20 protein-coding genes are annotated in these 22,298 nt (G+C 68.8%); 12 read left to right on the forward strand and 8 right to left on the reverse strand.

Translation table 11 applies throughout. The features are described from left to right. Positions 1–150: 150 nt before the first annotated feature. On the forward strand, positions 151–2,631 hold the full coding sequence (locus tag DL990_RS11945; RefSeq protein WP_233620444.1) for a M14 family zinc carboxypeptidase: 2,481 nt from the start codon (positions 151–153) through the stop codon (positions 2,629–2,631). 73 nt (positions 2,632–2,704) lie between these two features. On the opposite strand, the gene DL990_RS11950 is transcribed toward DL990_RS11945, so the two are convergent. Continuing rightward, a complete protein-coding gene (locus tag DL990_RS11950) occupies positions 2,705–3,784 on the reverse strand; it encodes a DnaJ domain-containing protein (protein WP_125798687.1) in 1,080 nt (359 codons plus the stop codon). A gap of 109 nt (positions 3,785–3,893) precedes the next feature. On the opposite strand from DL990_RS11950, the gene DL990_RS11955 reads away from it, so the two are divergent. Next, positions 3,894–4,802 (forward strand): S9 family peptidase, encoded by a 909-nt coding sequence (locus DL990_RS11955; RefSeq protein ID WP_125798688.1) that lies wholly within the window; start codon positions 3,894–3,896, stop codon positions 4,800–4,802. Positions 4,803–4,808: 6 nt separating this feature from the next. Here DL990_RS11955 and DL990_RS11960 read toward each other — a convergent pair whose 3' ends face one another. Continuing rightward, complete coding sequence (locus DL990_RS11960; RefSeq protein ID WP_125783914.1) at positions 4,809–5,732, reverse strand: hypothetical protein; 924 nt, start codon at positions 5,730–5,732, stop codon at positions 4,809–4,811. Next, positions 5,729–6,235, reverse strand: coding sequence for a hypothetical protein (locus DL990_RS11965; protein WP_125798689.1), 507 nt, complete (start codon positions 6,233–6,235; stop codon positions 5,729–5,731). The genes DL990_RS11960 and DL990_RS11965 overlap by 4 nt, the downstream gene beginning before the upstream one ends. 215 nt (positions 6,236–6,450) lie before the next feature. Between DL990_RS11965 and DL990_RS11970 the strand changes: the two genes are divergently transcribed. From DL990_RS11970 to DL990_RS11990, 5 genes are all read left to right on the forward strand, one after another. Beyond that, positions 6,451–7,863, forward strand: coding sequence for an APC family permease (locus tag DL990_RS11970; protein WP_125798690.1), 1,413 nt, complete (start codon positions 6,451–6,453; stop codon positions 7,861–7,863). Beyond that, a complete protein-coding gene (locus tag DL990_RS11975; RefSeq protein WP_125783920.1) occupies positions 7,860–8,759 on the forward strand; it encodes an ROK family protein in 900 nt (299 codons plus the stop codon). Before DL990_RS11970 ends, DL990_RS11975 begins: the two co-directional genes overlap by 4 nt. A 164-nt stretch (positions 8,760–8,923) precedes the next feature. Then, positions 8,924–9,496, forward strand: a complete 573-nt coding sequence (locus DL990_RS11980) for an NADPH-dependent FMN reductase (RefSeq protein ID WP_125783922.1) — start codon at positions 8,924–8,926, stop codon at positions 9,494–9,496. A 23-nt stretch (positions 9,497–9,519) separates the two neighbouring features. Next, complete coding sequence (locus DL990_RS11985; RefSeq protein WP_125783924.1) at positions 9,520–10,500, forward strand: ATP-binding cassette domain-containing protein; 981 nt, start codon at positions 9,520–9,522, stop codon at positions 10,498–10,500. Beyond that, positions 10,497–11,348, forward strand: coding sequence for an ABC transporter permease (locus DL990_RS11990; protein WP_125783926.1), 852 nt, complete (start codon positions 10,497–10,499; stop codon positions 11,346–11,348). Before DL990_RS11985 ends, DL990_RS11990 begins: the two co-directional genes overlap by 4 nt. 149 nt (positions 11,349–11,497) lie before the next feature. Here the strand turns inward: DL990_RS11990 and DL990_RS11995 are convergent, their stop codons facing one another. Then, positions 11,498–14,623, reverse strand: coding sequence for an AAA family ATPase (locus tag DL990_RS11995; RefSeq protein ID WP_125798691.1), 3,126 nt, complete (start codon positions 14,621–14,623; stop codon positions 11,498–11,500). Between the two features lie 256 nt (positions 14,624–14,879). Between DL990_RS11995 and DL990_RS12000 the strand changes: the two genes are divergently transcribed. After that, positions 14,880–16,154 carry a cytochrome P450 gene (locus tag DL990_RS12000; RefSeq protein ID WP_199746315.1) on the forward strand — a complete coding sequence of 425 codons (1,275 nt, stop codon included), beginning with the start codon at positions 14,880–14,882 and terminating at the stop codon, positions 16,152–16,154. A 3-nt stretch (positions 16,155–16,157) separates the two neighbouring features. Here DL990_RS12000 and DL990_RS12005 read toward each other — a convergent pair whose 3' ends face one another. Continuing rightward, a complete protein-coding gene (locus DL990_RS12005; RefSeq protein WP_125783930.1) occupies positions 16,158–16,784 on the reverse strand; it encodes an alpha-ketoglutarate-dependent dioxygenase AlkB in 627 nt (208 codons plus the stop codon). 98 nt (positions 16,785–16,882) lie between these two features. Here DL990_RS12005 and DL990_RS12010 point away from each other — a divergent pair, with 98 nt between their 5' ends. Next, a complete protein-coding gene (locus DL990_RS12010) occupies positions 16,883–17,662 on the forward strand; it encodes an alpha/beta fold hydrolase (RefSeq protein ID WP_125798692.1) in 780 nt (259 codons plus the stop codon). Here DL990_RS12010 and DL990_RS12015 read toward each other — a convergent pair. Continuing rightward, the gene (locus DL990_RS12015; RefSeq protein ID WP_125798693.1) at positions 17,634–18,209 is read right to left on the reverse strand and encodes a hypothetical protein; all 576 of its coding nucleotides are present in this window, start codon (positions 18,207–18,209) and stop codon (positions 17,634–17,636) included. The two genes, DL990_RS12010 and DL990_RS12015, sit on opposite strands and share 29 nt — an antisense overlap. 138 nt (positions 18,210–18,347) lie before the next feature. Here DL990_RS12015 and DL990_RS12020 point away from each other — a divergent pair, with 138 nt between their 5' ends. Further along, a complete protein-coding gene (locus DL990_RS12020; RefSeq protein ID WP_125798694.1) occupies positions 18,348–18,953 on the forward strand; it encodes a hypothetical protein in 606 nt (201 codons plus the stop codon). Positions 18,954–18,995: 42 nt separating this feature from the next. Here DL990_RS12020 and DL990_RS12025 read toward each other — a convergent pair whose 3' ends face one another. Beyond that, complete coding sequence (locus DL990_RS12025) at positions 18,996–19,958, reverse strand: RluA family pseudouridine synthase (RefSeq protein WP_125798695.1); 963 nt, start codon at positions 19,956–19,958, stop codon at positions 18,996–18,998. Between the two features lie 30 nt (positions 19,959–19,988). Here DL990_RS12025 and DL990_RS41460 point away from each other — a divergent pair, with 30 nt between their 5' ends. Beyond that, positions 19,989–21,095: a hypothetical protein gene (locus tag DL990_RS41460; protein ID WP_370306105.1), complete on the forward strand. Its 1,107-nt coding sequence runs from the start codon at positions 19,989–19,991 to the stop codon at positions 21,093–21,095. Between the two features lie 200 nt (positions 21,096–21,295). Here the strand turns inward: DL990_RS41460 and DL990_RS12035 are convergent, their stop codons facing one another. Then, positions 21,296–21,691, reverse strand: a complete 396-nt coding sequence (locus DL990_RS12035; RefSeq protein ID WP_125783940.1) for a DUF5313 domain-containing protein — start codon at positions 21,689–21,691, stop codon at positions 21,296–21,298. 104 nt (positions 21,692–21,795) lie between these two features. Between DL990_RS12035 and DL990_RS12040 the strand changes: the two genes are divergently transcribed. Then, positions 21,796–22,239 (forward strand): MarR family winged helix-turn-helix transcriptional regulator, encoded by a 444-nt coding sequence (locus DL990_RS12040; RefSeq protein ID WP_125784049.1) that lies wholly within the window; start codon positions 21,796–21,798, stop codon positions 22,237–22,239. The last annotated feature ends 59 nt before the right edge of the window (positions 22,240–22,298 follow it).

The raw sequence follows: 22,298 nt of genomic DNA on the forward strand, positions 1-22,298 counted from the left end.
CCCGGTGATCGTTCCGGCACGGTCGGTGAGATCGTTGGGCCGAAAGGGGTGCAGACGACTTGTGGCGGGTCCCTCGGACGGGGTCCCGGGTCTAGGGTCTCGCTACCGGTGACCTCACCCGGTCACCGGACTGTCCAAGGAGGTCAGTCTGTGGGGTATTCACCAAACCGGCGAAGAGCGGGATGGACGGCGGCGACCCTGGTGCTCGCCGGCACCTTCGTGGCACTTCCGTCGGCCACGACGGCAGGGGCCGCGGACAACGTGGTGCGGGCCAACCAGGCCGTGCCGCGTTCCTGTTTCGCCGCGCTGCAGAAGCCGGGTGCCTCCGGCACCGATCGTCGCGAGTTCACGTCCACAGTAGACGGTCTGCTGCAGGCGCGGATCGCGCCTCGTGGCGGCGGTGAGGGCGACTGGGACCTCGCGGTCTTCGACAAGGCGACCGGCGCCGTGGTCGCCGCGTCGGCCGCGTTGCGCAGCCACGAGCTCGCCGAAGGTTTCGTGAAGAAGGACCAGAAGCTGGTCGTGCAGACCTGCCGGTACGCCGGGCAGACCCGCGACGCGCTGCTGGGCGTCGACTTCCTCGCCCTCACGCCGACCGGGGCCGCGCCCGCGCCGCAGCGCGCCGAACTGGTCCGGGTCGAGACGCCTGCCAAGCAGGACAAGGACAAGCTCCTCCGGCTCGGGCTGGACGTCACCGAGAAGGCCGACGCCACCGGCGTCGAGGTCGTCCTCGCCAACGACACCGACCGCAAGACGCTGGCCGACAACGGCTTCAGGTCGAAGGTGATCGAGCCGGATCTTTCGGGCAAGTCGATCCGGAACGCCAAGGCCGACAGCGAGTACGACGCCAAGACGCAGGCCTCGGCCTTGCCGTCCGGGCGCACGAGCTACCGGCACCTCTACGACTACCAGTTCGAGGTCAAGGAACTGGCCCGCAAGAACCCCAAGCTCGTCACGGCGTTCACGCTGCCGCAGCCGACCTGGGAAGGCCGCGACGTCGTCGCCCTCGAGATCGCGACCGACGTCAAGAACATCGCCGACGGCAAACCCGTCAACTTCACCATGGGCGTGCACCACGCCCGGGAGTGGCCTGCCGGCGAACACGCCATGGAATGGGCCCACGAACTGGTCAAGGGCTACACCGGCACCAACGCCGAACTCCGCGGCCTGGTCGGCCGGACCCGCAACATCATCGTGCCGATCGTCAACCCCGACGGCTTCGAAATCTCCCGTGAGGCCGAGCCCAAGGGCGACTTCTCGCGTTTCGACTACGAGATGAAGCGCAAGAACTGCAACGTCAACGACTCGCCCAAGGAGTTCGCGACCGGCGTCTGCAAGGCCAACCCCGCCGGCCGTGAACGCGGTACCGACCCGAACCGCAACTACGCGGGCTTCTGGGGCGGCGCCGGCGCGTCGACCCTGTGGCGCAGCGACACCTTCCGCGGCGCGGGCCCGTTCTCCGAGCCCGAGACGCAGAACGTCCGCTCGATCGTGTCCAACCGCCAGGTGACCAACCTGATCACGCTGCACACCTACTCCAACCTGGTGCTGCGTGTCCCGGGTGTCGCCGCCGTCCGCCCGCCGCTCGACGAGCCGGCGTACAAGGCGCTCGGTGACAAGATGGCCTCGCGCAACGGATACACCAGCCAGCCGTCGTGGGCGCTCTACGACACGACCGGTTCGACCGAGGACTGGTCGTACTGGGCCACCGGTGGCTGGGGCTTCACCTTCGAGGTCGGCCCGAACGAGTTCCACCCGCCGTTCGCCGACGGTGTCGTCGCCGAATACACCGGTGTCGCCCCCGCGGCCGGCGCGGGCAAGGGCGGCAACCGGCAGGCCTTCGTGGACATGCTGGCCAACACCGCGGACCCGGCGGCGCATTCGACGCTGATCGGTACCGCGCCGAAGGGCTACCAGCTGAAGCTGCACAAGACCTTCCAGACGCCGACCTCGCCGGTGGTGCAGCCGGACGGCTCGACGAAACCGCCGATCTACGTGACCGACAACCTGAACTCGTCGCTGGCCTCGACCGGTGGCCGGTTCGCGTGGTCGGTCAACCCGTCGACCCGGCCCTACGTCGCGGGCCGCTACGGCCGCGAACCGCAGGGTCCGGCGCAGCCCGCGATCCAGGTCGCCAACCCGGCCGGGGTCCCGGCGATCAACACGAACTACCCGGCCGACCCGGCTTCGGAGAGCTTCACGTTCCACGTGGACGGGCTCCCCAAGGTCGACAACGGGAAGTTCAGCGTCGACGTCAAGTGGGCCAGCCAGGACTCCGACTGGGACCTGTACGTCTTCGACGCCGCGGGCAACATGGTGTCGTCGTCGGCGAACGGTTCGACCACGGAAGAACACGCGATCCTGTACGACCCGCCCGCCGGGGACTACACGGCCGTGCTGGTCAACTACGCGCAGGCGAATCCGTCCACTGTGGACGACTGGACCGGCGGCGTGTCGTTCCAGTCGCCGATCCCGCCGACCTATGGCCCCAAGGAGGCGTACCAGCTGACCTGTACGTCGCCGAAGGGCAAGCTCGTCGGATTGGCGGACGTCTACATCGACCGCGGTCAGACGGTCGACGTCGGTGAGGTCTGCACCCGTTCCGCGCGGGCCAAGAAGGAGCGCGGCTAGCCGGTAGTCCATAGCGCGTGAAGGCCCCCTTCCCTCGGCTGAGCCGAGGGAAGGGGGCCTTCACGCGCTATCTCTAAACGGTGCCCACGACCCGGTCCCGCACCAGGCGCATCGTCGCCGTGTCCACAGTGGACGGCTCCGCCGCCAGCCAGCCGCCGATCTCGTGCAGGAACTGCTCGGGTGTCATCGGCGGCGCGGGGGAGGGGTCCTCGTGATCGGTGGTGACCTCGCCGGTCCGGCTCGGGTACACGATCATCGCGCCGCGCAACGCGACGCCCGGCAGGATCCGCCGATATTCGGCGAGGCTTTCCGTCAGTCTGCTCCCGCCGCCGCGGAAGGCGCGGCCGTTGCGCAGCAAGCGGTCGTCGTCATCGGTTTCGTAGTGTCCCGGCAGCCACAGTTTCGATTCGACGAGCACGAGCCGTTTTCCGCACAGCACCGCGTGGTCGACGTCGGCGAACACCGAATCCGGCCACGAGAGGCCGTGGAAGATCCGTGCGCCGGGCAGCCGGGTCAGGTAGCGCTCCAGCAGATCGGCGGTGAGCCGCTCGGCGAGCTCGTCGGTCTCGGTGCCGGGGGTGCCGAAGACGTGCTTTCCGCCGAATTCGGCGGCGAACCGGTTCTTGGCGCGGGAAGCGGCGAGATAGCCGCGCGCGAGCCGTTGCACCAGCAGGGCGGTCCCGGCGGTCAGGATCAGCCAGACGATCAGCGTGGGGGCCGTGAATCCGACGCCGGTCAGTACCGGGAGCAGCACCAGCACCATCCCGCCGACCGCCGCGACGACCGGGGTGTGCCCGGGGCCGCGCCGCCGTCCGTGGCGCACGCGGCCGTCCTGTGCGGCGAATTCCCACCATTCGAGGTCTTCCGGATCGATCACGACCGGCTCGGGCTCGTAGCCCGGTTCTTCGCCGAAGCGACGCCGCGGTCGCGGCCGGATCGGGACGCGCACGGAGCGCCCGCCCGCGTCGTAGCCCGCACGCCGCATCGGATCGCTGAGCGTGTCGTAGGCCTCGCGGACCAGCTGGAACGTGAGCGCGGAACCGCCGGTGTCCGGGTGATGTGACTTCGCCAGCCGCCGGTACGCGGTCTTGATCTCGTTGACCGAGGCGGCCTTGCCCACGCCGAGCACCTCGTAGTAGTCGACATCGGGCACGGGCGGGTCACCTCCAATGGGCCGGGTCGCAACAATATTCGGCCGCCGCCGGTCACCCGCAACCACCTCCGCGGCGCGTCGGGGTGACGTCGCGGGCATACTGTTTCGCTTGTGGCGGAACGAGGTCCGCTTCCCGCGCGTCCTGGATATCGTGGAGATCGACAGCACGCGAGGAAGGACAGCGGTGGGAGAACCGGTCACGGGCACGGCCGCGGGAGTACCGTTCACAATCTTGCCGCCATCGACCGAGGTCAGCGGCCCCGCGCCGGTGGTCGTCGCTTGGCACATGATCGACGCGCCCCGTTCCGACGCCGCGTTCGCGGCCGCGTTGCCGCTGGCGGGGGTGCCGGCGTGGCGGGTGTATCTCGGAATGCCGTTGTGCGGCGCGAGAATGGTCGACGGCTCGATGGACGCCTTGCTCGAGCGGGCCCGGCGTGACGCGATGCTCGCCTACGTCGACCCGGTCGTCGCGCAGGCGGCGCTGGAGTTCCCCGCCGCGCTGGCCGAACTGCGCGAACGCTTCGGCTTCGACTCGTCCCGGATGGCCGTCGTCGGTGGTTCGCTCGGCGGTGCGGTGGCGCTGACGATCCTGGCCACCCGGGAGATCCCGGTCCGCGCGGCGGTCCTGATCAACCCCGCCGTGCGGGCGCGTTCGGTGATCGGCCTGGTCGAAGACATGCTGGAACAGGCGTATCCGTGGAGCGACAAAGCGGAACGAGCGGCGGATCAGCTCGACTTCGTCGCACGATCGGGTGAAATCTCGGCGCGGGACGAGCAGGTTCCGCTCCTGCTCGTCAGCGGCGAGGGCGACTATCCGTCCCTGCGCACCGATGCCGACGACCTGGTCGCGGCGCTGCGTGAGCGGTACGCACGTCCGGACGACGTCCGCCTGGCCAGGCTGCCCGGTCTCGCGCATCCGCTGGCCGAAGAGCCGGGCATCGAACCCGTGCCGCAGCTGCCGATCGCGAAACTGGTCGACGACACGATCACCGAGTGGCTGGAGCGCCGTCTGGCTTGACGCGCGTCAGCAGGCGGGCGGCGGGACCGATCGGGGCGGGCCGAATTCGAGGCGCAGCTTGTCGGTCTTCGGGATCACGAACGCGACGCCGGTCGAGGCCCGCCAGTTCCCCGGGAGGAAGACGTACTGGCCGCCGGACTGGAGCAGCAGCTTCAGCCCGGTGTACCGGTACTTGTACGCCGATTCGGCGTCGGCGCATTTCACCTGTGTGACACCGTTCGCGGTGAGGTTGAGGCTTTCCGCGCTGTACAAGGTCGCGGCCGGTCTCGTCGTGATCACCCCGGAGGCCTCGAAGGCGCGGCTGGTGCCGACGGCTCCCGAGTAGTCGCCGACGGACCAGAAGAGGCCGATGCTCACCAGGACGTAGCCGGTCACCAATTCGGCGACGTTCGAACGGCCGCTCGCCGTGCTGCGCGAGGTCCAGCGCCGCCAGGCGAAGAGCACCATCAGGACACCGATTGCGAAGCCGAGCCCGGGAACGCCGGGATGGTCGCGAAAGGGTTCCGGGTCGAGGGCGATCGCCGTCGACGAGACGAGGAGCGCGAGGCCGAGCACACCGGCGACCGGGGTGCAGATCCGCAGCAGCCGGTTCCACGGGCCTTCGCCGAGCCGCATCTTCAGGAACCGGGTCAGGATCAGGAAGAGCAGCACCGCGCCCGCCGCGCCCGTCAGCGGCAGGAGCATGCCGTCGACCCCTCGCCCGAAGATCTCGTCCGGTGTCTGGCCGAGAAGCGTGTAGTGCACGCGGAAGTAGATGAAGTACGTCTGCGTGTAGACGAGCCCGAAGTAGTAGAGCAACGCGGTGAGCAGGGTGGTGTTGGCCAGTGCGGTGCCGATCAGCCTGAGTGCGCGCGACGGGTCCGCCGCCGGCTCGCCGACGGCGGGCTCGGGTCTGCGGAGGCCTCGGCGGAGTGAGCGCCGGACGCTCATCCGCCCGTGGTTTCGCTCGGTTCCGTGCTTTCCGGCTTCGGGGGAGCGGAGCTTTCCTCCGTCGTCTCGGTTGTGCACGACCTGGCCCGGATCGTGATCGTCTTGCCGGGGTGGACCGGATTCGGCCCGATACTGCGGATGCAGTCACCCGCGCTCGCGTCCGCGATCACCACCGAGACGCCGCACCGACGGGGACTCTTGCAGAGGTCCGCGAGGTTCTGCTCGATCGCGTTCTTGGCGGTGGTGGGATCGGTGCCGAGCAGGTCGCTGTTGTACCTGATGGGGCTCCCGGGAACGACGGGCGGACGGGGTTCCTCGGTGCGCCGGGGGCCTGGTGCGGTCGGGGCCGCCTCGGAAGACGCCGTCGGGGCGGTCTCCGTCGTCACCTCGCTGCCGGTGGTCAGATCCGCCGGAGCGGTGTCGCGGGGAGCCGAGGCTCCGCCGCAGGCCGCCGTGAACCCGAGAGCGGCGATCGCGATAGCCGTGCCGAACAGCCGTTTCATGGACCTCACCGTCCCTGGGAAGACGTCCTTCTGAGTAAGGACGCAGAACGACGGCCCCCTGATACGTCCCGGCTTGGGCCGTTCGGGCGTATTTCGCTGATTTCGCCCTTTCGGGCAGACCGGGGTGGACCGGCACGCGACAACTTCGCCGCCTGGCCTTCCGACACGCCGTGATTTATGTTAAGAAACTTTACTAACTAACAGGGAGGCACGTTTTGAGTTCATCCCCGCTGCCGGGGCTCGAGCGGAAGATCGGGCCGCTCCAGGCGACCGCCATCAACATGACCCAGATGTGCGGGATCGGCCCGTTCGTCACCATCCCCGCGATGGTGGTGACCCTCGGCGGCCCGCAGGCCATGTTCGGCTGGCTCATCGGCGCGGTCATCGCGCTGGCCGACGGCCTGATCTGGGCCGAACTCGGCGCCGCCCTCCCCGGCGCCGGCGGCACCTACGTGTACCTGCGCGAGGCGTTCGGCTCCCGGACCGGCAGGCTCATGCCGTTCCTGTTCGCGTGGAGCGCGGTGCTGTTCATCCCGCTGATCATGTCAACCGGCATCATCGGGCTCGTCCAATACCTCGGGTACCTGATCCCGGGGGTGGCCGACGACGGCGGGACCACCGGGCTCGGCAAGATCATCGGCCTCGGCGTCATCGCCGCGATCGTGCTGGCGCTGTTCCGCAAGATCGGCGAGATCGGGAAGCTGACCACCGTCCTGTTCGCGATCATGCTGTTCGCCGCGCTCTCGGTGATCGTCGCGGCCTTCACGCATTTCGACGGCGCGCAAGCGTTCGCGTTCACGCCGGGCGCGTTCTCGTTCGACGGCGGGGCGTTCTGGGCCGGGCTCGGCGCGGGCCTGATCATCGCCATTTACGACTACCTCGGCTACAACACCAGCGCCTACCTCGGCGGCGAGGTGCGTGACCCCGGCCGGACGCTGCCGCGATCGATCATCCTCTCGATCCTCGGCATCATGAGCCTGTACTTCCTGCTGCAGCTCGGCGTGCTCGGCTCGGTCCCGCTGGAGGAATTGAAGAACGCCACTTCGGTCGCCTCCACCGTGCTGGAACAGGCTTGGGGCACGGGCGCGGCGAAGGTCATCACCGTGTTCATCGTGATCGCCGCGATCGGCTCGGTGTTCGCCGGTCTGCTCGGCGGCTCACGGGTCCCGTTCGAGGCCGCGCGCGACAAGGTGTTCCTGCCGGTGTTCGCCCGGCTGCACCCGAAACTGAACCTGCCGACGGCCGGTGTGCTCACGATGGGCGTCATCACCGCGATCGGCTCGCTGTTCACGCTGACCGCGGTGATCAACGCGGCGGTGACGGTGCTGGTGCTCATCCAGTCGCTCGCGCAGGTGGCGGCGATCGTCGTGCTGCGGCGACGGCGGCCGGAACTGGAGCGGCCGTACCGCCAATGGCTCTACCCGATCCCGACGGTCATCGCGCTGCTCGGCTGGGTCTACATCTACTTCTCCGCCACCTGGCTTTCGATCGGGCTTTCGGTGGGATGGATCGCGCTCGGCGTGGCGGCGTTCCTTGCCTACGCGAAGGCGGAGCGAGTGTGGCCGTTCGGGCCCAAGGGAATCCAGGAATCGTTCGCGGGGGCGGCAGCAGAGGGGAACGTGAAGTGACGGGGGACGAACTGATCCTGGGGATCGACTTCGGCGGGACGAAGGTCGCGATCGGACTGGCCGACAGAGCGGGGAGCCTGCTGGTCACCCGGCGGCTCGACACCGACGCGCAGGCGGGCGCCGCGCAGGTGGTCAGCCGTGCGCTCGCCGCGGCACGGAAACTGCTCGCCGACGAAGGCGCCGCCGACGCCCTTGTCGCGATCGGCGTCGTCAGCCCCGGCATCGTGCTGGAGGACCGCATCCTGCTGGCCCCCAACGTGCCGGGCTGGGAGCAACTGCGGCTGCGCGAACTCGTCGCCGCGGAGTTCGATGGTGTGCCGATCGAGGTGGGCACCGACGCCAAGGCGGCGGCACTCGCGGAATGGCGGTGGGGGGCGCTGGCGGACACCGATCCGGCGGTCTTCCTCTCACTGGGGACCGGGATCGCCGCGGCGGTACTGGTCGGCGGCCGGCTGCTGGCGGGCGCCAACGGAGCTGCGGGCGAGATCGGGTACAACCTCCGCTCGCCACAGGACACCGACGGGTTCTCCGGCGGAGCGGCGCCGCTGGAAGAGGCCGTCGGTGGGCGTGGGCTGGGCGGCCGGGCGAGTGTGCTGCTCGGCCGCCCGGTAACCGCGGGCGAACTGTTCGGCCTCGCCAGGGAGAACGCACAGGCCAAGGAACTGGTCGGAGCGGCGCTCGACGAACTGTCGATGCACGTCGCGAACCTCGCCATCGCGCTCGACCCGCGGCGCATCGCCGTCGGTGGGGGACTGGTGCGCTCGGCCGACGTTCTGCTGCCCGCGTTGCGAGAGCGGCTGGCGCAGGCCGTGCCGTTCCCGCCGGAGCTGGTGGCGGCGAAGTTCGACCAGGACGCGTCGCTGCTGGGCGCGATCGCGATCGCGCTGGCCGCGTAACCCGCAATTCGGCACCTGGTTGCGATAGTTGCGCCAGGTAAGCATCGCGTTCAGGTGCCGAATGGCGATCACCGACCGAAGCCGCCGGGCCTTCGCTAGATCCGATCTAGCGAAGGCCCGGCGGCTTTCTCGCGCCTAGGGGGTGAGGCGAGAGGAGGTCGGTCATGGGCGACAGTCCGCTGCGGGTCGCGGTGATCATCGGCAGCGTCCGCGAAGGGCGGGTGGGGGACGCCGTCGGCAAGTGGTTCGCCGGCCACGCGGAACACCGGGACGACCTCGTCACCGAAGTGCTCGACCTCGTCGAATTCGACCTGCCCGCCGGGCTGCCGGAACCGCCGGCCGCCGACATGAAGCGATTCGCGAGGCTGGTCGACGAGGCCGAGGCGTTCGTCGTCGTCACCCCCGAGTACAACCGCAGCTTCCCCGCCTCGCTCAAGCAGGCGATCGACTGCGCCTACGACGAGTGGCGCGCGAAGCCGGTCGGGTTCGTCTCCTACGGCTACCGCTCGCAGGGGCTCTACGCCGTCGAGCAGCTGCGCACGATCTTCACCGAACTGCACACGGTGACCATGCGCGACAGCGTGGCCTTCAACCTCCTCGACGGCACCTTCGCCCGCGACGGCACCCCCTTCGACACCGACGGGCAAGGCCAGGCAGTGACCACCTTGCTCGACGAACTCGTCTGGTGGGGCCTCGCCCTGCGCGAAGCACGCGCCACCCGTCCCTACGTCTGCTGAAAGCTTCTGAAAGGAAAACGAAAATGAGTGAACTGGCCATCGAAGCCTCGGGGCTGGTCAAGGTGTTCGGGGAGAACCGGGCGGTCGACGGGATCGACCTGAAGGTCCCCGCGGGCACCGTGTACGGCGTCCTGGGACCGAACGGCGCCGGCAAGACCACCGCGGTGAAGATGCTCGCGACCCTGCTCCGCCCCAACGGCGGCGAAGCGCGCATCTTCGGCAAGGACGTCGTCCGCGATGCCGACGCGGTCCGGTCCATGGTGAGCTTGACCGGGCAGTACGCCTCGGTCGACGAGGACCTGACCGGGACCGAGAACCTGGTGCTGATCGGCAGGCTGACCGGGCACCGCAAACCGGCCGCCCGCGCGCGGGCGGCCGAACTGCTGACGGCGTTCGGATTGTCCGAGGCCGCGGGGCGGCAGGTGAAGAACTACTCCGGCGGGATGCGGCGGCGGATCGACATCGCCGCGAGCATCCTCAACACCCCCGACGTGCTCTTCCTCGACGAACCGACCACCGGGCTCGATCCCCGCAGCCGCAACCAGGTCTGGGACATCGTTCGCGCGATCGTGCAGCACGGCACCACCGTCCTGCTGACCACGCAGTACCTCGACGAGGCCGATCAGCTGGCTTCCCGGATCGCGGTCATCGACCACGGCAAGGTGATCGCCGAAGGCACCAAGGGGCAGCTGAAGGCTTCGGTCGGCGCGGGCGCCGTCCACGTCCGGCTACGGGAGGCCGACCAGCGTTCCGAAGCCGAGGCACTGCTCGTCCGCACCTTGCAGGCGCAGGTGGTGCTCGAACCGGACCCGGTCGCGCTGACCGCGCGGCTTTCGGGCGAGAGCACCGAACAGGGTGCCGCCGAACACGCCTCGCACGCGCTGGGCGAACTGGCCCGCGCGGGAATCATCGTCGACACCTTCTCCCTCGGCCAGCCGAGCCTCGACGAGGTCTTCCTGGCCCTGACCGACCGCACCGCCACGCCTGAGGAGAGTGCAGCTTGAGCACCACGGCAGTCAAAGAAAACGAACCCGTTCTCGCGGCACCGAAGCCCGAAGAACTGGCCGCAGTCCTGATCGCGAAGAACCGTCCTCAGCGCCCGAGCGCGCTGTCGACCTCGGTCACCTTCGGGTGGCGCGCGATGCTGAAGATCAAGCACGTGCCCGAGCAGCTGTTCGACGTCACCGCGTTCCCGATCATGATGACGCTGATGTTCACCTACCTGTTCGGCGGCGCGCTGTCCGGTTCGCCGACGGAGTACCTGCAGTTCGTGCTGCCGGGCATCATGGCCAGCAGCATCCTGATGATCACCATGTACACCGGGATTTCGGTGAACACCGACATCGAGAAGGGCGTGTTCGACCGGTTCCGCACGCTGCCGATCTGGCGGCCGTCGGCGATGGTCGGCTATCTGCTCGGCGACATGCTGCGCTACCTCATCGCGTCGGTGGTGATCCTCGGCGTCGGGCTGATCATGGGCTTCCGTCCCGGCGGCGGCGTCGGTGGCGTGGCCGCCGCGATCCTCCTGCTGCTGGCGTTCTCGTTCGCGTTCTCGTGGATCTGGACGATGTTCGGCCTGCTGCTGCGCAGCGAGAAGTCGGTGATGGGCGTCAGCATGATGGTGCTGTTCCCGCTGACCTTCCTCAGCAACATCTACGTCGACCCGAAGACGATGCCGGGCTGGTTGCAGGCCTTCGTCGACGTCAACCCGGTGACCCACGTGGTCGCGGCGGTCCGCTCGATGATGGACGGCAACTGGGACGGCGGCGAGATCACCTGGGTGCTGATCGCCGGCGGAGTCATCCTCGCGATCTTCGGCACGTTGACGATGCGGCTCTACAACCGGAAATGAGCACACTCCGGTTGGCGATCTCGCGTGACTGATGGGACGGCACGGGTGATCCGGCGGACGACACACGTGTCTGGATGGACGACACACGTGTCGGGCGGATTTCGCCATCGACCTGAAATGAGCTGGGGGTGACAAGGTCCCCTGGCGGCTCACAGCCGCCAGGGGACCTTGTCTTCTGGTGCGTAGCGGCACGAAGAACCGGTGGTGACCGACGCGCGCAGGTGCGCGGCCAGCGCCGGATGCTGCTCGTCGAGTTTGCGCAGGGTGTCGCGGATGCGGGCGGTCACCGTCTTGCGGGCGCGTTCGGCCTCGTCGCCGAGCCGCCTGGTGCGGCCGCCGAACCCGGCCGCGGACCGCAGTTCGGCGAGCAGCGCGTCCCGTTCACGGTCCAGAGCCGCGGCGCGCGCGTCTTGGCCGAGCCCGGTCGCGGTGTCGATCAGTTCGTCGAGTTCGTCCAGCCGCGCGCGATACCGGGCTTTCGCCTCGTCGTCGAGGACGGCGTCACCGCCTAGGCTCTTCGCGGCGACGACCTCCTCGCCTCCCGCGGGATCGAGCAGCCGGACGGCCGCCACCTCCGAACCCGGCCTGCCGAGCAGGAAATGCAGGTCTCGCAATCCTTTCGAGTCCGGAAGGCGGGCGGTGACGCCGTCGAAGTGCAACGTCCATACGGCTTCGTCGCGACGGAACTCGGCGGCGGGGGCGGGCGGCGCCTGCGCGCTGTTCCGCGTCCGCGCCACTCTCGCCACGACCTGCCGCATGCCGAACGCGGTGGCTTCTTCGTCCACTTCGGACAGCAGGGTCGCCGAGGCCGCCGCGTCGCCCTCGAGGTTCCGGCCGAGCAAAGCCACCGCCAGCCAGGATTTGGCCTCGGTCGCCCAGACCGTGGCCCTCAGCCGGTCCGCGGAGAGCGCGGCGCCGCGAAGCCGGTCCACCGCGTCGTTCCAGCGTTCCTGCGCCAGATCGAGCCTGCCGAGCCAGAGGTCGACCGGGCCGGAGATCTCGCAGCCGTACAGGGAAACCAGCCATTCCCCGCTGTAGGGCGCGAGCAGCGCGCGGGCGGCTTCACAGCGTTCGGGATCGCGCGAGACCGCCGCCGTCTGCGCCTGACAGCGCAGCCACAACGCTTCCAGATCGCGAGGGTACGGTTTCGCGTCGGCCGCGAGATCGGTGAGCCGCACGGCCTCCCCGACGTCCTCACGGTGGGCCGCGGTGACCGCCTCCAGCACGCGGCTGTACGAGTACCCGCCGCGGGCGATCTCGCGGTGCAACCCGGCGAGATCGTCGAACCGCCCCTCCAAGCACCACCGGACCCACCGCTGCAACTGGTTCAGGTCACCGAAATGGGGATGCTCATCCCCCTCGTGGCACGAGATCACCTGCTGGATGTACGCCTCGGCTTCGGTGAACCGGCCCTGGAGCGTGGCGATGATGCTCTGATCGATCCGGGCGGCCAGCTGCGAACTCGGCGCGCGGCCGGTGCTCGCCAGGGCGAGGAATTCCTGATATTGCTCGAAATACCGGGGATCGCCCTGTTCGAGCAGCGCCACCCACTTGAACGACGCCGCGTAGTGCTCCAACTCCGGGTTCGCCGTGCGACGGCCGACCACGACCAGTTCGTCGGTGAGCCGTTCCCGTTCCGCGGCGCTGCCCGGCCCCCAGATCGCGTCGTGCCGGGCCCACAGACCGAACAGCAGAGCGGAATCGTCCTCGTGGTCGCGGGCGGTCATCATGATGCGCGCGGACAGTTCCTGCGTCATCTCCTCGACGGTGAGTTCCTGCCCTGGCTCGCGGCCACAAAGCCGCGCGTGCGCTTCGGTGAGCACCTTGACCGTCTCGTCGATCCGGAGGTTTTTGTGATCGGCGCGGACCAGGGTCAACGCCAGTCTGGCGAGGAGATCGTCGTCGTCGAGTTCGTGGATGAGCGCGGAGACCTCGTCGAGGACCTGTCTGCCCTCGTCCGTCTCGTGGTGACGGGTCAGGTGCGCGCCCAGTTCGAGGGCGATGCTCGCCTGCCGCCGCCGGTCTTCGGCGATCTCCATCGCCCGCCGGTAGTGCGTGGTCGTCTCCTCGACCGCCATCCGGCCGGTGGCGTCGATCGCGGCGGCCAGCAACAGGTCGATGGCCTCGGCCGGGTCGAGTTCGGGTCCGGCGAGCAGCGCGTGGCGGGCCAGGTCCGCGGGGAAGAGCCTGTCCCGTGACGTCGGCGTCTCGCGGGCCGCCGCGACGACGGCGGCGTGCTGTTTCCGGCGGTCCTGTTCGGACAGGGCCGCGTACAGCGTCTCGCGGACGAGGTCGTGGGCGAAGGCGAACCGGCCTTGCCCGTGCACCACGACCAGCCGCGCCGCGACGGCCTGGTCGAGCAGCCGGTCCACCTGGGGCACGGGCGCCGACGCCACGCCGGCGAGCAGCCTGCGATGGAATTCCCTGCCGAGTACGGAGGCGGTGGTCAGCAGATCGAGAACCGGCTGGGGGAGCAGGGAAAGCCGTCTCTGCAGGGCATCGGCCACGCCGGGCGCGATGGTCTCCGCGGAACCGCCGCTGTGCCAGAGCCGCGCCGTCTGCTCGACGAAGAACGGGTTGCCGCCGGTGCGGCGGTGGACCTCGGCGACCAGCGCGTCGTCGGGCGCCGTGCCCGCCGTCCTGGCCATGAGCGTGCCGACCTCGTCCGGGTCGAGGCCGGTGAGCGTGACCGAAGTGGCCTTCGCGAGCAACGGCAACATCAGCGAGCGAAGCGGGTGATCGGTCGCCTCGACCTCGACGTCCCGGTACGTGCCGATCAGCAGCAACCGTTCGAACCAGGTGTGCTGCGCGGCGAACTCGAGCAACCGCAGCGACGCGGCGTCGGCCCAGTGCAGATCGTCGAGCACCACCACGATCGGCTGATCGTGGGAGGCGGCCACCAGCGCGCTGGTCACCGCGTCGTACAGCCGGAAGCCGTCCGCCGCGCCGTCGCCGCGGGCCTCACCGAGCAGGACGTCCAGTTCACTGCCGGCCATCGCGGCCCAGCGCCCCTGCCCGACCGCGCGTCGCAACCCGCGGATCACTTGGGTCCACGGCCAGTAGCCCGGCGCGCTGGCCGAGTCCCAGCAGGACCCGTTGAGCACCAGGGCGCCGAGGCGTTTCGCCTCCTCGGCGGCGCCGGTGACGAGCGTGGTCTTGCCGATCCCGGCCTCGCCGGTGACCAGCATCAGCCCGCCGTGGCTTTCGGCGGCACGGGCGATCTCCGCGCGGAGAACCCCCGCGGGATGGTCGCGTCCGATGAGCACGGCTGACATGTCCGAATCCTCCCAGTAAGGTCCGACAATCTCACGACGCGCACCCGATGTCAGGCGTTGTCTCCGGTCCGTTGTGACCTACGGTGACCGAGGTCTCCCGGTCGCCGGGAACCTCCCGCGGCGGAAATCCGACTTTCTGGACGTGACTGATCGAGTCGGACGGCGGGTGAACAACCGTCGAAATTGCTGCCCTGCTGGGCGAAGGCGCCCTGTTGTGCCAGGTCAGGTGTTCAGCGGCTGGAGTAGGGTGCAGAGTATGGGGAGCATTCGCTCGCGCGTGTTGGCTTGGATCGGCCGCCGCTACCTCGCGCGTCAGCAGAAGAACGGTTTCGACCTGTCCAAGATGTCCATCATCCCGGACAACGCGCTGCTGCCGCTCAAGCGCGACGGCCTCGACCCGGTTGCCGAGCTGGGCCGGATCCGCGCGACGGAGCCGATCAGCAAGCTCGACCTGCCGTTCGGGATGAACGGCTGGCTGGTCACCGGTTACGACGAGGCCAAGGCCGTACTCGGCAAGGTGAGCGAGTTCAGCAACGACTTCACCAACCTGGTCGGGAACGCCGGCGTGACCGAGGACCAGAACCCCGGCGGGCTCGGGTTCGCCGATCCGCCGGTGCACACCCGGCTGCGGCGCCTGCTCACGCCTGAGTTCACCATGCGACGGCTGTCCCGGCTGACGCCGCGGATCGACGAGATCGTCGCCGACCAGCTCGACGCGATGGCGAAGGCGGACGGCCCTGTCGACCTGTGGGAGGCATTCGCGCTGCCGATCCCGTCGCTGACGATCTGCGAGCTGCTGGGCGTCCCGTACGAGGACCGCGACGACTTCCAGCGGCTGAGCACCGCGCGGTTCGACCTCTTCGGCGGCGCGGGCGCGTCACTCGGGGCGATGACCGAGTCACTGTCCTATCTGGACGACATCGTCAAGAAGCAGCGAGAGAACCCGGGCGACGGCCTGCTCGGCATGCTCATCAAGGACCACGGCGACGAAATCGACGACCGCGAGCTGGCGGGCCTCGCCGACGGCGTGCTGACCGGCGGGCTGGAGACCACGGCGAGCATGCTCGCGCTCGGCGCGCTCGTGCTGCTCAAGGACCGCGAGCTGTTCGAAACCGTCCGCGGCGACGACGACGCCGTCCACAAGTTCGTCGAGGAACTGCTGCGGTACCTGACAGTCGTGCAGATGGCCTTCCCGCGCTTCGCCAAGGAGGACATGGAGGTCGACGGCGTCCGGATCGCGAAGGGCGACATCGTCCTGGTCTCCCTCAGCGTCGCGAACCGTGACGGCGTCCTCGGCGAGGACATGGAGAAGTTCGACGCCACCCGCGAGCCGACGTCGCATCTCGCCTTCGGCTGGGGCATCCACCGGTGCATCGGTGCCGAACTGGCCAGGATGGAGCTGCGCACCGCGTATCCCGCGCTGGTGCGCCGGTTCCCGGAAATGCGGCTGGCGATCGACCCGGAGGCGGTGGGCTTCCGGGAGGTCTCGATCGTCTACGGCGTCGACGCGCTGCCCGTGCTGCTGGAGTGATTCTCAGGCGACTCCTCTCGGACGGAACTGGATGCTGATCCTCGGCCCGACCGGTTTGGCGGTCTTGGGGACGGCGTGTTCCCACGTTCGCTGGCAGCTGCCGCCCATGACGATCAGGTCGCCGTGGCCGAGGGCGTGCCGGACGGTTTCGCCTCCGCCACGCGGGCGCAGCGCAAGCTGCCGGGCGGCGCCGACCGAGACGATCGCGACCATGGTGTCCTCGGTGCGCGAGCGGCCGGTGTCGTCGCCGTGCCAGGCGACGCTGTCGCGCCCGTCCCGGTAGAAGCACAGACCGGAGGTCACGAACGGCTCGCCGAGCTCATCGGCGTAGTGCGCCGAGAGCGTCTCCCTCGCCTCCGTCAGGATCGGGTGGGGGAGCGGCATGCCTTCGCGGTAGTAGCTCAGCAGCCGGGGGACGGCGACGACACGGTCGTACATCTGCCGTCGTTCGGCGTGCCACGGCACGTCTTCGGCGAGCCGGGCGAACAGTTCGTCCGCGCCGGTGAGCCAGCCCGGCAGCACGTCGATCCAGGCACCCCTGGTCAGTTCGGTGCGCCGGATCCCGTCGAGCGAGCCGAGCCCGAGCGCGGCGCACTCGTCGAACAGCGAGGCTTGAAGGGCGGGGGTCATGGCAACCGAACATACCCCGATCCCGATCATTTGTCGAACGCATGTTCGAGTAGGATAAATGACCTGCGCCCGGCGGCGAGGCCGGGCACGATGGCCGCATGATCGACACAGCGAAGTCCGCCGACGGAACGCCGATCGTGTTCGAGCGACGCGGCGCGGGGCCGGTGGTGGTCGTCGTCGCGGGTGCGGGCAACGACCGGCACGGTGACGAACCGCTGGTCGCGGAGCTGGCGGCCGAGTTCTCCGTGGTGACCTACGACCGGCGGGGCCGGGGCGACAGCGGTGACACCGCGCCGTACGCGGTCGAGCGCGAGATCGAAGACCTGGCCGCTGTCGTCGCTTCGCTCGGTGAGCCGGTGATCGTGCACGGCATCTCCTCCGGCGGAGCGCTGGCCCTTCTCGCTGCCGCGGCCGGCGTGCCGATGGCGCGCCTGTCGGTCTTCGAGCCGCCTTATCGCGGCGAAACCGAAGAAGTCCCCGAGGGGTACGCCGACGAGATGCGCCGCCTGGTCGTGGTGGACCGCTGGGACGACGCCGTCGCCCTGTTCATGATGTCCGCGGTCGGCTCTCCGGCGGAGGCCGTCGCCGAGGCCAAGGAGACGCCGATGTGGGCCGAACTCCGGTCGTTCGCGCCCACGCTCGTTTACGACGCCTTCGTGATGAGGGACTCGAAGGTGCCGGGCGAACTGGCGTCGATCGCGACACCCGTCCTCGTGGTGAACAGCAACGGCAGCACGGATTGGCTCAAGGCCGCCGCACTCGTCGCCGCGAAGGCGACCCCGGGGGCGAGGCAAGTGGAGCTGGACGGCGAGTTCCACAGTGTCCCGCCGGAGCGGCTCGTGCCGGAACTCAGCGCGTTCTACCGGGATCCTCGCTGAGGCGCAGGTAGGCCGCGCCGCGTGGAGAGATCCGATAGCCGACTTCGAGGCTGAGCGTCAGCCCGAGGTTCTTGAGCTTGCGGATGTCGACCTTCAGCGGTTCCTTCTCGCGACCGAGGAGGTCCGCGAGTTCCTGTGCCCGGCGGCCGGGATTCCCGGCGATGATCCGCAAGGTTTCGTGGGTCCACGGGCGGCGTCTGTCCATCTTGGACAACCGCTTGCGGATGGCTTCGAAGTCCTTTTCGGACAGTTCCGCCGCCGCGCTGAGCGCGCGGCGGGGATCGGGCCCGAGGTAGCGCAGGTGGATGCGGTACACCGGGGCGTCCGCGGGGCCGCGCAGGGTGCCGCGGACCGCGTTCGCCGAGTCGGCTCCGGAGCGGCGGGCGTCGGCATCGGTGATCGTCGCCGGATCGACGGTCTCGACGGAGCCGACCTCGATCACGCCTGCCTCCAGGCGCATGACGTCGCCCTGGCGGACGTTCTGCTTCGACCAGCGCCGGAAGGCCAGGTCGATCGTCCCGGCCGCCAATCCTTCGAGGACCGTCATGGAAAGGATCACCTTCGTTACCCAATCAGCGGGACGTGGGAGCGTCAACGTCTTGTCGGACGACGGTTCGTGCTCGTACAGTCGCAACCTGGTCCTGGTCTGGACCATCACCGCCGCCCTGAATGCGCAGGAGGCAGGATGCGGAGACGACTTCGGACCGTCGGGGTGGCCACGGCGGCCGTCTTCGGCCTGATGGCGTCGGCGATGCCGGCGAACGCCCAGGTCGGAACGGGACCGTGGACGGCGGAGAACCCCTCGTTCAAGGTCCAGGAACGCGGGTGCGGGAATGTCGACGGGCTGAATTTCGAACTGACCTGCTCCACCGGAAGCGGGGATCAGCGGGCCGAGCGACGCTACGTGACCTACACCGGCGGCACCAGGCAGTTCGAAGGATCGTTCCGGATCACCAGCATGGCGGGCTCCCGGATCAGCCTGAAACAGACCTTCCGCGACGCGCCGACCGCCGGGCCGTACTTCATGCTCGCGGTCGAACGCGGCGGGCGGCTCTACGCCGTCCACGGCGGGGACACCCTGGGGAGCGGCGCGACCGTCGGGACGTCCGTGCGGGTCAACACCGTGCACCAGGTCGGGAGCACGCACAAGGTGTACATCAACGGTTCGCTGAAGCAGACCGTGAGCAGCAGCGGCGGCAGCTACTACGACAAGTTCGGCGCCTACCGGACGGCCAGCGGCGCCGGACCGGTCAAGGTGACCTGGAGCGGGATCAAGTTCTGGCGTAAGTGAGGCGCCGGCCGGTGCCGTGGGTCGTGAGTGGCGATTCGGGTTCTAACCCGAATCGCCACTCACGACTCGTTCCGGACCTCGGCGCCATGAGTCGAGGTCCGTCCACGCTTCGAGTGTCCGCCTGCTTTCGAACCGGCGGCGTTCCCCGGTGACCGGATCGGTGAACTCGAGGACCTTCGCCAGTAGCTGCAAGGGTTCGGTGAAGTCGTCGAGCGGAGTTTCGGTCAGCTCCGGGTAGAAGTCGTCGCCGAGAATCGGCAATCCGAGGCCGCTCATGTGCAACCTGAGCTGATGCGTGCGGCCGGTCGCGGGGATCAGACGGTAGCGACCGAGTCCGTCGCGGTGCTCGATCAGCTCGACGCGAGTTTCGGCGTTGGGCGGTCCGTCGACCTCCTGCGCGGCGATGACCCCGCGTTCCTTGACGATGCGGCTGCTGATCTCGCGCGGCATCGCGACGCCCGGATCGTACCGCGCGATCGCCTCGTATTCCTTGTGTACCAAGCGATCCCGGAACATGGTCTGGTATTTGCCGCGAAGTTCGGGGGTGCTCACGAACAGGATGAGCCCGGCGGTGACCCGGTCGAGCCGGTGCGCGGGGCTGAGCGCGGGGAGGTCGAGTTCGCGGCGGAGGCGGACCAGCGCGGTCTGCAGGATGTGCCGCCCGCGCGGGATCGTCGCGAGGAAATGCGGTTTGTCGGCGATCAGGAAATGCTCGTCGCGGTGCACGACGGAGATCTCGAACGGGGCCTCGACCTCGTCGGGCAGGTCCCGGTGGAACCAGATGAACGAGTCCGGCACGAACGGCGAATCGACGCCGAGCGGCCCGTCCAGCCCGACGATGCGCTCCTCCCGGAGCATCTCCACGATCCGCTCGGGAGCGACCCTGGGGAGCCGCTCGACGAGGTGCTCCCGCAACGTCGTCCACGGTCCCTCGGCGGGCATCTTGAGCCTCGCGGGGTCGAGCCCGTGGCGGGGCGGGAGCGGCGGGCGGAGCTTGCGTCTCATCACCGCGCACTCTAGTCGTGACCAGGTGAAGTGGGCCGGCGTGAGGTTGCGAAAGCCACTTTCGCAACCATCAACGTTGCGAAAGTGGCTTTCGCAACGTCTGGCGAGTTATCCACAGTGGGGCTGATGTGGCGAGTTGTCCACAGGTCGAGGGGAAGACGGTGGCGCGCGATGGTCCGAAGCGCCGACGATCGTGGTGTGAAATCCGGAGAGTGGGCCCGTGATCCCGAGGGGCTCCATCAGCACAGCCGCGGCGGCGTGATCACTGTCGCCCGGCTCGGGGAACTCGGCGTTCCTTCCATGACCTGCTATCGCCGGTGCCGTCCGGGAAAGCCGTGGCAACGGCTGCTGCCGGGTGTCGTGTTGCTGCATTCCGGCGAGCCGACGCGTCGGCAGCTGATCGATGCCGCCCTCCTGTACGCCGGGCCGGACGCGGTGGTGACCGGAGCCGTCTCCTGTCGACGGCAGGGATTGCGGGTCTTGCCGGACCGTCCGTTCCGCGTTCACTTGCTTGTGCCGCTTGAACACAAGATCGGCGGTTCCGGACATGTGATCATCGAACGCACGACCCGGCTGCCGCAGGCGGTCGTGTTCGATGGAGTGCCGCTGGCACCTTTGGTCCGGTCGGTTCTCGACGAGAGTCGACGGCTCGGCTCGCGACAGGAGGTTTCGGCTCTGCTTTCGGAGGCGGTGCAGCGGGGAGCGAGCCTTCCGGAGTTGTTCGGCGAGCTTGATGCCGGGAGTAGCCGTGGCACCGCGATCCCGCGCGAAGCGTTGCATCGGATCGCTGATGGTGCCCGATCGGCCGCCGAGGTCGACGCGATGCGGGTGTGGCGAATGACCGGTTTGCCGGAGCCTCAGTGGAATCGCGAGCTACGAGACGAAAACGGCGAGTACATCGCGACTCCCGACGGCTACTTCGCGGCGGTGGGCCTGGCCTGGGAGATCGATTCGTACGACTTCCACTTCGGCAAGCAGCAGTACGCCGCGACAGTGGCGAGAAACGCCAGATATGCGGCGGCGGGCATCGCGGTCCTTCAGACCTTGCCCAGTCGATTGCGAACGGAACCGAAGCGGGTCGCCGCCGAACTCGTGGCCGCGCATCGTGCCGCCGAAGCTCGTAGCCGAGCCGCCTGAGTGGCCGCAATGCGTTGCGAAAGCCACTTTCGCAACCATCAACGTTGCGAAAGTGGCTTTCGCAACGCCGGGTGACCACGCACCGCGGGATCGCCGCGCACGCTAGCCGCGCGAGAGTTCGCGAGAGCTCTCGAGAGCCGCGCGAGAGTTCGCGAGAGCTCTCGAGAGCCGCGCGAGAGTTCGCGAGAGACCGCGAAGCCTCAGCCGGCCTGGTCTCGGTACCGCGCGAGGTACCGCTCGGTCACGTCGGCCTCCGCGATGGCGGTGGCCTCGGCGCGGGTCCGGCGGCCGATGCCCGGCGGGAAGCCGTTCTTGGCGAGCCGGTGCTCGATGCTTTCCTCCATGTACGCCATCGAATAGAAGTACGCCACGAGCGCGGCCATCAGCACGATCGCCAGCCGCAGGGTGAGCGGGCCGGGCAGGAGGAGCCACACCGCGCAGAGCGGCGCGATCATCACCGTGCTGCGGGCGACGTGCCGCCAGCGCCAGCTTCCGGTGGTGGCGTCGTGGAGGATCCAGTCGTGGTAGCGCTCGGGCAGCCTGCCGCCGAGTGAGTACCACAGCCAGCGGAACACATCCGGGCGCTTGCGGGGCATCGGGCGACTCCTTCCGTCGATGCTCTCACGGTACACTAATGATTAGCACGCTAAACATTAGTGTCACGGTTAGGATCGGCGGCATGAACTCGGAGGGGCCGGAGATGAAGTCGATCGATCTGGGCGAGGACCCGCTCGCGCTGGAGCGTCAGGTGTGTTTCGCGCTGTCGGTCGCGTCGCGCAGCGTCATCGCCATCTACCGGCCGCTGCTGGAGCCCCACGGGCTCACCCATCCGCAGTATCTGGTCATGCTGGCGCTGTGGGAGCGGGGCCCGCAGGCGGTCAAAGATCTGAGTGTCGCCCTGCGCGCCGAGCCCGCGACACTGTCGCCACTGCTCAAGCGGCTGGAGGCGATCGGTTACGTCACGCGCAGGCGCAGCGCCGAGGACGAGCGGTTGCTGACGGTCGAACTGACGGAATCCGGTCGCGCGTTGCGCGTGGAGGCGGAAAAGATCCCGTACCGCGTCGTCGAGAAGCTCGGCATGGAGGTCTCGGAGCTGGAGGCGCTGCACAAAGCCCTGACTCGCGTCATCGAAGCCACGGCTTGAGCGAACCGAAACCGGGGCGTGACGAAATGAGGGTGTGAACCCGCGCCGGGGTGGGTAAT

This window comes from Amycolatopsis sp. WAC 01416 (assembly GCF_003947485.1).
Taxonomy (GTDB): domain Bacteria; phylum Actinomycetota; class Actinomycetes; order Mycobacteriales; family Pseudonocardiaceae; genus Amycolatopsis.